Source organism: Kitasatospora sp. NBC_01560 (genome assembly GCF_045208415.1).
In the GTDB taxonomy this organism is placed as follows: Bacteria; Actinomycetota; Actinomycetes; order Streptomycetales; family Streptomycetaceae; genus Kitasatospora.
Genome location: NZ_CP109364.1, coordinates 5,661,179 through 5,673,875, shown reverse-complemented (window position 1 = coordinate 5,673,875; position 12,697 = coordinate 5,661,179). Strand labels below are relative to the sequence as shown.

Sequence of the window (12,697 nt, the reverse complement as noted above, 5' to 3'; positions counted from 1 at the left end):
ACCAGGACGACGGCGGAACTCGAAGCCCTGGCCGGTGAGGTGTGAGGAGCGTCCACTTCGATCCGGACGTCTGGGAGGACTTCCAGTAGGAGCGGATCGGCCCCCGCGGCTCCCTCAGGCGTCGAAGTCGTACTCCAGGACGTACGAGGCGGCGTCGAGGGTCATCTCGTTCAGCTCCACGACCTGGCCCTCGTCGGCGAAGGCCGTCCGGCAGATCAGGATGACGGGCGTGCCGGCGGAGAGCTCCAGCCGGGCCGTCTCCTCCGCGCTGGGCATGCGCGAGCGGACCTCCTCGCGGAAGTGCACCGGCTTGGCGCCGATCTCGGCCAGGCGCGCGTAAGTGCCACCGGGGCCGGTGTCCTCGCGGGTGATCGCCGTCCCGGCGACCAGGCCGGCCGGCAGGTACGAGGTGGAGAGCAGCACCGGCTTGCCGTCCAGCACGAACCGCCGGTGCCGGACGCACATCGGCGCCCCGGGATCGACGCCGAGCACCCGCGCCACGTGGTCCGGCGCGCCCTGCTCGGTGACGGCGACCTGGTCGACGACCAGCGTCCGGTTGTCGATGTCCGCCGACCATATCGAGCGGCCCGAGCCCCACTGCCCCTGGGCGAGCCGCTGGATCCCGCGCCGGCGCAGCGGGCGGAAGTCCCGGACGAAGACCCCGGCCCCCCTGCGCGCCTCCGCGATGCCCTCGCTCTGCAGGACGCCGAGGGCCTGCCGGGCCGTCATCCGGGCCACCCCGAACTCGTCCATGAGGTCGTTCTCGCCGGGCAGGCGGTCGCCGGCGCGGTACTCGCCGGCGTCGATGGCCGCCTTCAGCGTGTCGGCGATCCGTTGGTACTTGGGCTGCTTCTCGCCACTGCTGCCGGCCATCGCCTTCTCCCTCGTCTCGCCCAGAAATCCTCAGCGCGCCCGCAGCCTCCGGTATGCCGATAGGACCGGGGCCGTTGACATCTCTAGAGATATTAGCTTCTCTAGAGATGCTGGGTAGTCGCCGAGCAGAAACCGAGCCACGAAAGCGACCAGGGCCGGGCCAGGGCCGGCGCAGCCACCGCCGCGCCCGTACCGGAGCAAGGAGCACTGCGGTGAGCACCCGTGACCGCGACGCCGCGGCCTACCGACCCCGAGCGGGCGAACCCGTCCTCGACAGCAGGACCGGACGCACCGGCATCTACATGGACACCATCGGCGGGGAGCACTACCTGCGGCCCGCCGGCGGCGGCCGCGAGTGGACCGCCCGGCCCGGGCAGCTCGCCCCGGCCCCGATCCCGATCCCGGCCCCTGAGGCCGCCGAGGCCGCCGGCACTGCCGACACCACGGACGCCCCCGTCCCCGACCCGGCGGCCCCCGACCCGGCCACCCCCGACCCGGCCGCCACCAACCGCGCCCGCCTCGCCGCCCGGCTGGCCGCCCGCAACCAGGACTCCCGGCTCAACGAGAGCCAGGTCGCATGACGGCCCGCGCCGGGAGCAGCCCGCGGCGGGCACGACGGCGGGCGGCACGAACGACGAGTGCCCCGCACCCCACGGACTGTGGGGTGCGGGGCACTCACGCCCGAACGGCTACGGACGGCTACGGACGGCTGGCGATGACGCCCTGCGGCTCGTACGGCCCGTCCTTCTCGGTCTTCGGCGCGACGGGCTCGACGACCCGGTCGGCCTCGCCACCGAAGAGGTCGCCCTCCAGGTCGGCCTTCTGGTCGGCGGTCGGCTCGGTGTACTCGGCCTGGTCCGGGGACGCGGCCACCGCGCCCTCAACGACCTTGCCCGCCTCCGCAGCGGCCTCCGTGGTCGGCGCGGGGGTCTCGCGCTGGTCGTTGGCCATGGGCGGCCGCCTTTCGGTCATCAAATGTCTTCAGCCCCACCGGCTTGGTGCGGGCACGCCGTCAGTATCGTAGGGCTGATTAAATGTCCGATAAACATCGTGCGGCTTGCCGGTTCGTCCGGCAGAGTCGGCCCTCCGCCTAAGCTGAAGCCACCACACGGCGGACCGCCGAGCGCCCTTCACGGAATCGACAGCACAGGCCATCGGGGGATTTCATGGAGTTTCGGGAGACGCCGCCCGCACCGGCGCTGCGCTTCCAGGTACTCGGTCCCGTACAGGCCTGGCTCGACGGCGGGCCGGTGTCCCTCGGCTCACCGCAGCAACAGGCCGTCCTCACCGCACTGCTTTTGCACGCCGGCCGGCCCGTCACCACCCAGGATCTCGTCGACGGACTCTGGGGGGATCGACCGCCGACGCAGGCCATTGCCGCATTGCGGACATATATCTCCCGCCTTCGCTCCGTCATCGAGCCGAAGCGTGAAATTCGCCGCCCCGCCGAACTGCTCGTATCGGTCAGTGACGGCTACGCGCTGCGCATTCCGACCGAAGCCCTCGACGTCACGGTCTTCGAGAGCCGGGCGTCGGAGGCCACCGCGGCCCGCACCGCCGGGGACCTGCACGAGGCGCACCGCCTCCTGGTGGACGCGCTGGGCCTCTGGAGCGGCCGGGCACTGACCGGCGTCCCGGGCCCGTACGCGGAGTCGCAGCGGCTGCGACTGGCCGAACGGCACGTCACCGTCTCCGAGGAGCGGTGCGCGGTGGCCCTGGACATCGGCCTGCACGCCGACATGGTCGGCGAGTTGAGTTCGCTCACCGCCGAGCACCCGCTCCGCGAGCGGCTGCGCGAACTCCTGATGCTCGCGCTGTACCGGTGCGGGCGCCAGGCCGAGGCGCTGGGCGTCTACACCGACACCCGGAAGCTGCTGATCGACGAGCTGGGCGTCGAGCCCGGCGCCGGGCTCTCCACCATGCACTCCCGGATCCTGGCCGCCGACCCGGCCCTGACCCTGCCCGCCGTCGCGCCGGTCGGCGCCGCCGGCCGCGAGGACGTGCCGCTGCCGGCGACCCCGCCGGCCCAGCTGCCCGCCGACGTCTCGGACTTCAGCGGACGCACCGAGCTGGTGGCCGACCTCTCCTCGGTGCTGATGAACGCCACCGGCCAGGCCGTGGTCGTCACCTCACTGGCCGGCATCGGCGGCGTCGGGAAGACCACCCTCGCCGTCCACGTGGCGCACCGGGTGCGGTCGGAGTTCCCGGACGGGCAGCTGTACGTCGACCTCCGCGGCGCGGGCGCCTCGCCCGCCGACCCGGCCGTGGTCCTCGGTGACTTCCTGCACGCGCTCGGCGTCGCCGAGACCCCGGACTCGCTCGACCAGCGCGCGGCGCTCTACCGCTCGCTGCTCGCCAGCCGGCGGATGCTGATCCTGCTGGACAACGCGCAGGACGCCCGGCAGATCCAGCCGCTCATCCCCGGGGTGTCCGGCTGCTCGGTGCTCGCCACCAGCCGGTCCCGGCTCGCCGGGATCCCCGGCGCCCACCTGGTGGACGTCGAGGAGCTGACGCCGGCGGAGGCTCTCACCCTCTTCTCGGCCATCGTCGGCGAGCAGCGTGTGGCGGCCGAGCCCGAGGCGGCCATGGCCGTGGTCACCGCCTGCGGGTTCCTGCCGCTCGCCGTCCGGATCGCGGCCGCCCGGCTGGCCAGCCGGCCGCGCTGGAGCGTCTCCGACCTGGCCCGGCGGTTAGCCGACCAACGGCGTCGGCTGGACGAGCTCCAGCTCGGCAACCTGGCGGTGGAGACCACCATCGGCCTCGGTTACGGACAGCTCTCCGCCCCCGAGGCGCGGGCCTTTCGACTGCTCTCCCTGATCGACGCCCCCGACCTCCCGCTCTCCTCCGTGGCCGCCCTGCTGGGCGTCGAGGAGGATCCCGCCGAGGACCTCGCCGAGGCACTCGTCGAGGCGAACATGCTGGAGTGCTTCACTCCCGGCCGCTACCGCTACCACGACCTCCTGCGGCTCTACGCGCAGCGCCAGAACGAGCGGATCGGCGATGTCGAGGAACAGCACGCCGCCGTGCGACGGCTGCTCGACCTGCTGCTCCCCACCGTCCGCAACGCCGCCCGGGCCATCGAGCCGGACGACCAACTGCCGGAACCGCTCAACGGTCTGAGCTCCCCCGGCCTGGACCTGTCCACGAGCGAGTCGGCCCAGGAGTGGCTCCGCGCCGAGGTCGCGCTGCTGCTCAGCCTGGTCGAGGCCGCCGTCCGCGGGCCGAGCGAGCTGCTGCGGCCGGCCGTCGACCTGCTGATCGTCCTGGACAGCCTGGTCGAGGACCCGACCCACGGCCCCCGCGTCCGGCGGATGCTGGAGATCGCCGACCGCAACGCCGAGTCGTACGGGGACGCCGCCGTGCTGGCCCGGGTGCACTTCGCCCTCGGCACCCTGCAGTCGGTCACCAACGACTTCCAGAGCGCCGAGCAGTCGCTGCTGAAGAGCCTGAGCCTGCAGGACAGCGAGGACGTGACCATCCTGCGGTCGATGGCCACCAACACCCTGGGCATCATCCTCAGCGTCGCCGACCGCTCGGCCGAGGCGCTGCCCTTCTTCGAACAGGCCCTCGCCATCAGCCGGGTGGTGGGCGCCCCGATCGGCGAGGCCCGGCTGCTGGGCAACATCGCCCGGGCCCAGCTCGACGTCGGGGACGCGCAGTCCGCCGTCCGCTCCGCCACCGAGGCGGTGGCCAGCGCCCGGGCCTCGAAGAACGGCCCCTGCCTGGCCGACACGCTGTACCAGCTCGGCGTCGTGCTCTCCTCCGGCGGCGCGCCCGGCACCGCCGTCGCGCACCTCCACGAGGCGAACCGGCTCTACCGCTCCCAGCAGAACCGCCTCCGTGAGGGCTACACGCTGGCCCGCCTCGGCGTCAGCCTGCTCGCGGCCGGCCAGCACGCCGACGCTGCGGAGGCGGCCGAGGAGTCACTGGCGATCGGACGGGAGATGGACTCCGCCTACTGCCAGGGCCTCGCCAACGCGGCGCTGGGCGAGGCGCTGCTCGGCCTGGCGCAGCCGGCCCGCGGACTGGCCTGCCTCCAGGAGGCGCACGCGGTCTTCACGCGGCTCGGTGTGCCGGAGGCCTCCCCCGTGGCGGACCTCATCTCCCAACAGCACACCGAGCCCCTCTCTTCTCCCCCCGCGCCGTAGGCCGCCGTCCCCCGATGGCGGCATCCCCCTGAGCGTCCGGTGCTCCCGCAGCCCCCCGGCTGCGGGAGCACCCTCAACGCTTCCCCGGCGCTGGACTCCACTGTGCACCGGACCGATTGACGTTCGATAAACGTCGGATTGTCAGCCCGGGCCGCCGGAAAACCGCAGGTCAGCACGGTGGAACCCGGCCGGGCCGCGGCGTGCGCGCGCCGGCCGCACCACCCCGGCCCGCCACCCCACGCTTCCACAACCCGGGTCACAGCGCCCAACTGTCACGAGTTGGCCGGAAACGGACCCCATGACGCAGTGATCACGCATATTCTCGGATTCCCGTACACACACGACAGCAGGACCGCGGTGGAGCATCCGGAAACGGCAGCGCGCCGGCGCTCCCCCGGGGCAGAGTGTCCCTGTGCAATGTGTCAGAGTGCAGTCAGTGTGACGCGGGGAGCGTGACGTACCGCCACCGGCAGCGGGTCGGCGGGGCAGAGCGGGCGCCGGGAGGACGGCGGCCCGGCCTCGTCCGGCCGACCGGAGGCCCGGGTGGAAAGGTGCCTCTCAATCGTGACGACCGGACAGATATCCGACCCGTTCCCCCTCGACGAGGACGCGGACGACGGCAGCGGTGACGGGACGGACGTGCTGCACCGCCGTGCCGAGCGCGCCCTGCAGGCCGTCGCCTTCGACACCATCGGTGCCGGGTACGGCGAGGCGTTCCCCGCCAAGGACGGACAGCTCGCCTGCGGGAGCCGGCTGCTGGCCCGCCTCGAACCGGGCGCCGCCGTCCTGGACGTCGGCTGCGGCACCGGTGACCCGACCGTCCGCCAGCTGACCGCCGCCGGGATGCGCGTCACCGCCGTGGACCTCTCGGACGTGATGCTCGCGCTGGCCCGCGCCGCACGGTACCCGGGGCCGCACGCCCCGGCCTTCCACCGGATCGACATGTACGACCTGGCCACCGACCGGGCCGGCCGGGCCTGGAACGTGCCCGGGCTCGGGCCCCGCGGGCACGGCGGGTTCGCCGCGGTCACCGCCTTCTTCTCCCTCATCCTGCTCCCCCAGGACGAGATCCCGGCCGTGCTGTCCCGGCTGCGCTCACTGCTCCGGCCCGGCGGGCTGCTGGCGCTCGGTATGGTCGAAGCGGACCTGGATCACGTTCCACTGCCGTTCCTCGGACGCGAGCTGCGGATCAGCGGGTATCTGCGGGAGGATCTGGAACGGGTACTGGTGGAGTCCGGGTTCGCCGTGGAGGAGCAGTTGGGGCATTCGTACGCACCGGCCAGTACCGCGCTGCCGCCGGAGGAACAGCTGTTCCTGTGCTGTCGACGCGTCGGCTGACCCCGGTTCACCCCAGAAGAGGCAGTACTCCCCACCACCCCCCAGGACAGGCAGCCGTGCGCGACCAGCTCAAATCCGAGGCCGGACAGCCGCCTGCCGTACCGAGCCCGCGCCGCCCGCCGCCGCCGGGCACGGACCCGTTCGCGGCCACCGCCGCTGCCGCCGCCTCGGCCGCTGCCTCCGCCTCTACCGAAGTGCCGGACGTGCCCGCCCTTTCGGGCACACCGGCCCCGGCGGACGTGCCGGCCCTTTCGGGCACGCCCACCCCGCCGGCCCGGTCGGAGACCGACGGGGTCGCCGAGCGGCTCGGCTACCTGGAGTCCGCCACCCGGCGGATCAACAGCGCGCTCGACCTCGCCGCCACCCTGCGCAACATCTGCCGGGTCCTGATCCCGACCCTGGCCGACGCCGCCGTGGTGCACCTGCGCGACCCGCTGCCCAACGTCGAACGCGAACCCGGCTTCCCCGACGAGCTGCGGATCCACCACAGCCAGGGCACCCGCCTCGGCCGCCGCGGCCGCCCCAGCAGCGACGACCACCGGTCCGCGCGCTACTCCAACCGCTTCGGCACCCGGTACGGCGCACGCTCGACCGCCGACACCGGGCCGGCCACCCCGATCAACCGCGGCGGCGCCCTCGCCCACGCCCTGCTCAGCCGCCGCCCTGCCGAGGCCGCCGTGCTCGGAACCCCCGGCGCCGAACGGACGGAGGCCCTGCTCCGCGAGCTGTACGGCTCCCGGGGGCTGGCCCGGCTGGGCGCCGGCAGCTCCGTCCTCGTGGTGCCGCTGCGCGGACGCAAGGCCGTCCTCGGCCTGCTGGTGCTGATCCGCCGGCCGCCCGAGAAGACCGGCCGCCCCGGCTTCGACGCCGCCGACACCGCGACCGCCGCCCACCTCGCCACCCAGGCGGGCCTGGCCGTCGACACCGCGCTGCGGTACGCCCGCGAGTGGGAGATAGCCAACGAACTCCAGCGCAGCATGCTGCCGTTGCGCCTCCCCCAGCCGCACGGCGTCCGGCTCTCCCAGCGCTACCTGCCCGGCGAACGCGGCGCACAGGTCGGCGGCGACTGGTACGACGCCGTACCGCTGCCCGGCAACCGGGTCGCGCTGATCGTCGGCGACGTGATGGGCCACTCGCTCACCTCGGCCGCGATCATGGGCCAACTCCGCACCAGCGCACAGACCCTGGCCGCACTCGACCTGCCCCCGCACGAGGTGCTCTACCACCTGGACGAGCAGGCCCAGCGGCTCGGCCGCGAACAGCACCTGGCCACCTGCGTGTACGCGGTCTACGACCCGATCGCCAACCGGGTGGTGCTCGCCAACGCCGGCCACGTACCGCCGGTGCTGGTCCGGCCGGACGGCACGGCCGAACTGCTGGAGCTGGACTCGGGCGCGCCGATCGGCGTCGGCGGGGTCGACTTCAACTCCGTCGAACTGCCCGCGCCGCCCGGCTCCGCGCTGCTGCTGTTCACCGACGGCCTGGTGGAGACCCGCACCCGCCCGCTCAGCGACGGGCTGGAGCTGCTCCGCGCCCGGCTCGCCACCGTGCACCCGCAGGCGCCCGAGCAGCTCTGCCAGGAGGCCCTGCGGATCCTGCCGCCGGGCGACCGCGGGGACGACATCGCGCTGCTCGCCGCCTGCTTCGACGGTATCCCGGCCGGGGACGTCGCGCACTGGTACCTCCAGCCGCGCAACGAGACCCCGGGGCGGGCCCGCCGGCTGGCCGCCCACACCCTGCGCCGCTGGGGGCTCGAAGAGCTCAGCGAGGCCACCGAGCTGATGGTCAGCGAGCTGGTGACCAACGCCGTCCAGCACGCCACCCGGCCGGTCACCCTGAGTCTGGTGCGCACCTCCCGGCTCCGCTGCGAGGTCGGGGACGACAGCCCGCTGCTGCCGCGGCCGCGCCGCACCGGGCCGGAGGACGAGCGCGGCCGCGGGCTGCAGATAGTGGCCCGCTGCGCCGAGCGCTGGGGCGCCACCCGGCTGGGCACCGGCAAGGTGGTCTGGTTCGAGCAGCGGCTGCCGTAGCGCGGAGCGGCCCCGGCGATCGTCGCCGGGGCCGCTCGGTCGTTCAGCCGTTCCGTCCGTCGTGGCCGGTCCGGGGTGTCAGGGCCGGTCCGGGGGTCAGACCCGCTCGGGCTCGGCCGCCCGCGCGGGCTCCTGCCGCGCCTGCTCCGCCAGCCGGGCCATCAGCTGCTCGCCCTCCATGTCCACCCGCGGCACCACCTTCTCCAGGCGCTTCGGGAACCACCAGGCGGCCCCGCCGAACAGCGCCATCGCGGCCGGCACCAGGGCCATCCGCACCACGAAGGCGTCCACCAGCACGCCCACCGCGAGCGCGAAGCCGATCGGCTGGACGATCGGGTCGTGGCCGAAGACGAAGCTGCCGAACACCGAGACCATGATCAGCGCCGCCGCCGTGACCACCCGCGCGCCGTTCTTCACCCCGGCGACCACCGCGTCCCGCGGCGCCATGCCGTGCACGTGGTGCTCCTTCATCCCGGAGACCAGGAAGAGCTCGTAGTCCATCGCCAGCCCGAACAGCACCCCGATCAGCAGGATCGGCACGAAGCTCACCACCGGGCCGACCCTGGGCACGTCGATCACGCCGTCCAGCCACCCCCACTGGTAGACGGCGACCACGGCCCCGAGCGAGGCGGTGATGCTGAGCAGGAAGCCCGCCACCGCCTTCAGCGGCACCAGGACCGAGCGGAAGGCCAGCGCCAGCAGCACCACCGCGATGCCGACGATCACCGCGACGAACGGCGGCAGCGCATCACCGAGCTTGGCCGAGACGTCGATGTTGGCCGCGGTGGTGCCGGTGACGGCGATCCGCGCGCCGGTCGCGGACTGCAGCGCGTCGCGCTGGTCGCGGATCTCGGTGACCAGCGTCCTGGTGCCGGCGTGGTCCGGGCCGGTGTGCGGGATGACGGTCAGCAGCGCGGTGCGGCTCGGCGCGTCGAGGGCCGGCGGCAGCAGCGTCTGCACGCCCGGGAGCCCGGACAGCTTCTCCGCGACGCCCTGCACCGCCTGCTCGGGCCGCGCCGCGCCCCCGGCGTCGACGACGACCACCAGTGGCGCGTTGAAGCCCGGGCCGAAGCTGTCACCGATCAGGTCGTACGCCTTGCGGGCGTCGGTGCCGGTGGCCTGCGAGCCGCCGCCGGGCAGGCCGAGGCTCAGGCTCGCGGCGGGGACGGCGAGGGCGATCAGCGCGGTCAGCCCGGCGAGCAGGACGGCCAGCGGGCGGCGCACCACGAAGGTCGCCCAGCGCTCGCCGAGGGTCGTCCGGCCGGTGGCCGCCCGCGGCGCCCGCCGCCGGACCGGCAGCCGGTCGACGGCCCGGCCCGCGAAGCCGAGCAGCGCGGGCAGCAGGGTGATCGCGACGAGCACCGCCACCACGACGGCCCCGGAGGCGGCCAGGCCCATCACGGTCAGGAACGGCACGTCCGCGACGGCGAGCCCGGCGAGGGCGACCACCACGGTCAGGCCGGCGAAGACCACCGCGCTGCCGGCCGTCGCGTTGGCGCGGGCGGCGGCCTCGCCCGGCTCCAGCCCCTCGGCGAGGTGGCGGCGGTGCCGGGAGAGGATGAAGAGCGCGTAGTCGATGCCGACGGCCAGACCGACCATCAGCGCCAGCACCGGCGCGGTGGTGATGATCTCGAACGGGCCGGAGAGCGCCAGCAGCCCGGCCATCGCCACGCCGATCCCGACCAGCGCGGTCAGCAGCGGCAGTCCGGCGGCGACCAGCGAGCCCAGGGTGACCACCAGCACCACGCCGGCGACCGCGAGCCCGACCGCCTCGCCGCCGTCGACCTGCGCCATCCGGTTGTACGCGTCCCCGCCGAAGGCCACCGTCAGCCCGGCCGCGCGGGCCGGTTCGGCGGCCGCCCTCACCGCGTCGCGCTGCTGGTCGGTGATGTCCCCGAGGACGCGGTCGAAGGAGACCAGGCCGATCGCCACGCTGCCGTCCGGTGACACCGCGTGGGTGGCGTAGGGGTCGGGTGCGGCGGCGACGCCGGGGGTGGCGGCGATCCGGCCGACCGCCTCGCTGACGGCCCTGGCCGCCTCCGGGGCGGTGATGCCACCGGGGCCGGCGGCGAAGACCACCTGTGCGGAGCCGTGGGCCTGCTGGGGGAAGGTGTCCTTGATCCGGTCCAGGGTGGCCTGCGCCTCGGTGCCCGGCACCTTGAACTCGTCGCTGGTCTTCCCGGCGAACGCTCCCGCGGCGCCGCCGACCGTGATCAGCACGGCGATCCAGACGGCCAGCACGGCGCGCCTTCGCCGGTAGCAGTAGCGGCCCAGTCGGTAGAGGTACGTGGCCATGGGTGACCCCTCGGTCGGATCGGTCGGATCGGTCGGATCGGTCTCGTCGCTCGGTGCCGCCCGTGCGGCAGGTGCGCGCAGACGCCCGCCGGCACCTGCCGACAGGTGCCCGGACGGCTCGCGCACCACCGTACGCGCAAGTTGTTCAAGTGACAAAGTCGAGCGACAGGATCATGTGACAGGTTCATCCGACCTGGTTATCCGACCGTGGCGATACCCTGACCCAATGGCCCATGTCCCCGCCTCCGAGCGACGCCCCCAGCTGGTCCAGGCCGCCATCGAGCTGATGAGCCGTGAGGGCCTGGCCGCCGGCAGCACCCGCGCGATCGCGGCCGAGCTGGGCGTGGCACAGGCGACGGTGCACTACACCTTCGGCACCAAGAAGGACCTCTACCGGGCCGTGGCCGAGCAGCTGATGGCCGACTTCATCGACCAGGTGCACGCCGCCGCCCCGGGGGACGGCACCTTCGGCGAGCAGGTCCGGACGCTGGTGCACGCACTCTGGACCAGCACCGTCGCCGAACCGGGCCGGTGCATCCTGCTCGCCGAGGTCGAGACGCTCGCCATGCGCGACCCGGAGCTGCGCGACATCATCCGCGGCCTCCAGGACGAGACCGAGCGGATCGCGTCCGGCATGCTCACCGCCCTCGCCGACGCGCACGGCCTGACGCTGGCGCTGCCCGCGCAGGACATCGCCATCCAGTTCCTGGCGGGCTTCGACGGGCTGTGCGGGCGCCACCTCGTCCTCGGGGCCGGCCACGAGCAGCCCGACGAGGCGGCGCTGCGCGCGCTGGACCTGCTCGTCGGCACCACCGTCCGGCTCTGCCTCCCGGCCGCCTGAGCACCTGCCCGCCCGACCACCGCCGGCCCGGCCCTGCTGCGAACGGCGGCCGGGCCCGGCCCTGCCGCGGACGGCGGCCGCCCCGGCCGCCCCGGCAGTCCCGCTACCGCACGATCACCGCACCGTCACTGCACGATCCGGACCGGGAGCTCCGCCAGCACCTCGCGCAGCGAGGCCGCGAACCGGTCGTACTCGGCGCTGCGGGCCGACCCCGGCCGGGTGGCCAGACCGATCCGGCGGCCGGGCGCGGGAGCGGCGAAGCGCACGGCGGCCAGCCGGTCGGCGCGGCCCGCCTCGACATCCAGCGCGGTGGCGGGCAGCAGGGTGACGCCGAGGCCCCCGGCCACCAGCTGGACGAGGGTGGAGAGGCCGGCCGCCCGGGTGTTGGAGCCGGGGTCGGCGCCGATCTCGCGACAGATGTCGAGGGCCTGGTCGCGCAGGCAGTGCCCCTCCTCCAGCAGCAGCACGTCCAGGTCGAGCAGCGCGTCGCGGGGCACGTCGACCCGCCCGGCCAGCGGGTGCCCGGGCGGGGTGACCAGTACGAAGTCCTCGTCGAACAGCGGGATGTCCCGGGTCGGCGAGCCGCCGCCGGCCGGCAGGGCGAGCAGCAGCACGTCGAGCCGGCCGCCGGCCAGGCCCTCCAGCAGCGAGGGCGTGCGCTCCTCGTGGACGTGCAGCTCCAGCTCGGGGTAGCGGTCGCGGACCAGCCGCAGCACGTTCGGCAGCAGGTACGGCGCCACGGTCGGGATGACACCGAGGTGCAGCGGGCCGGTGAACGGGCGGCGGGCGGCCTCGACCTCCTCGGTGAGCCCCTGGAGGGCCGCGAGCACCCGGCGTGCGTGACCGAGCACCCGCTCCCCCAATGGGGTGATAATCACTCTCCGTGTCGTACGCTCGACCAGCTGGGCGCCGAGCGACTCCTCCAGTGCCGCGACCGCCCCGGAGAGCGCGGGCTGACTCGTCCCGGTGGCGGCCGCCGCCTCACGGAAGTGACGGTGCTCGGCGACCGCGACGAACGCCCTGAGCTGGGCGACGGTCGGCGTGCGGGGGGCGCGGGCTGTGGCACTCGCCACAGCACCCTCGGGTTTGCGCGCGGTGCCCCTGCGGGATTCGGGGCGGGCGGGGGGCGTCGGGGTATTGATAACTCTCTCCGATCAGACACATCGAGTGTA

9 protein-coding genes are annotated in these 12,697 nt (G+C 74.2%); 5 read left to right on the top strand and 4 right to left on the bottom strand.

Annotated elements, in window-relative coordinates; genetic code table 11:
- Nucleotides 1-114 precede the first annotated feature (114 nt).
- Entirely contained in the window at nucleotides 115-873 is a 759-nt protein-coding gene (locus OH807_RS24815; protein WP_406202654.1) for a GntR family transcriptional regulator, read from the bottom strand.
- Nucleotides 874-1,085: 212 nt separating this feature from the next.
- On the opposite strand from OH807_RS24815, the gene OH807_RS24810 reads away from it, so the two are divergent.
- Nucleotides 1,086-1,454 carry a hypothetical protein gene (locus tag OH807_RS24810; protein WP_406202652.1) on the top strand — a complete coding sequence of 123 codons (369 nt, stop codon included), beginning with the start codon at nucleotides 1,086-1,088 and terminating at the stop codon, nucleotides 1,452-1,454.
- Nucleotides 1,455-1,572: 118 nt separating this feature from the next.
- On the opposite strand, the gene OH807_RS24805 is transcribed toward OH807_RS24810, so the two are convergent.
- Nucleotides 1,573-1,824 (bottom strand): hypothetical protein, encoded by a 252-nt coding sequence (locus tag OH807_RS24805; RefSeq protein WP_406202650.1) that lies wholly within the window; start codon nucleotides 1,822-1,824, stop codon nucleotides 1,573-1,575.
- Nucleotides 1,825-2,039: 215 nt separating this feature from the next.
- Here OH807_RS24805 and OH807_RS24800 point away from each other — a divergent pair, with 215 nt between their 5' ends.
- The 3 genes from OH807_RS24800 to OH807_RS24790 all read left to right on the top strand — a co-directional run bounded on the left by OH807_RS24800 (nucleotide 2,040) and on the right by OH807_RS24790 (nucleotide 8,389).
- Nucleotides 2,040-5,021, top strand: a complete 2,982-nt coding sequence (locus tag OH807_RS24800) for an AfsR/SARP family transcriptional regulator (RefSeq protein ID WP_406202648.1) — start codon at nucleotides 2,040-2,042, stop codon at nucleotides 5,019-5,021.
- A gap of 564 nt (nucleotides 5,022-5,585) precedes the next feature.
- The gene (locus OH807_RS24795) at nucleotides 5,586-6,359 is read left to right on the top strand and encodes a class I SAM-dependent methyltransferase (protein ID WP_406202646.1); all 774 of its coding nucleotides are present in this window, start codon (nucleotides 5,586-5,588) and stop codon (nucleotides 6,357-6,359) included.
- A gap of 203 nt (nucleotides 6,360-6,562) precedes the next feature.
- Entirely contained in the window at nucleotides 6,563-8,389 is a 1,827-nt protein-coding gene (locus tag OH807_RS24790; RefSeq protein ID WP_406202644.1) for a SpoIIE family protein phosphatase, read from the top strand.
- A gap of 96 nt (nucleotides 8,390-8,485) precedes the next feature.
- Here the strand turns inward: OH807_RS24790 and OH807_RS24785 are convergent, their stop codons facing one another.
- Nucleotides 8,486-10,684 carry an MMPL family transporter gene (locus OH807_RS24785; protein WP_406202642.1) on the bottom strand — a complete coding sequence of 733 codons (2,199 nt, stop codon included), beginning with the start codon at nucleotides 10,682-10,684 and terminating at the stop codon, nucleotides 8,486-8,488.
- Nucleotides 10,685-10,910: 226 nt separating this feature from the next.
- On the opposite strand from OH807_RS24785, the gene OH807_RS24780 reads away from it, so the two are divergent.
- A complete protein-coding gene (locus OH807_RS24780; RefSeq protein ID WP_406202640.1) occupies nucleotides 10,911-11,525 on the top strand; it encodes a TetR/AcrR family transcriptional regulator in 615 nt (204 codons plus the stop codon).
- 125 nt (nucleotides 11,526-11,650) lie between these two features.
- Here OH807_RS24780 and OH807_RS24775 read toward each other — a convergent pair whose 3' ends face one another.
- Nucleotides 11,651-12,598 (bottom strand): LysR substrate-binding domain-containing protein, encoded by a 948-nt coding sequence (locus OH807_RS24775; protein WP_406202638.1) that lies wholly within the window; start codon nucleotides 12,596-12,598, stop codon nucleotides 11,651-11,653.
- Nucleotides 12,599-12,697: the final 99 nt, after the last annotated feature.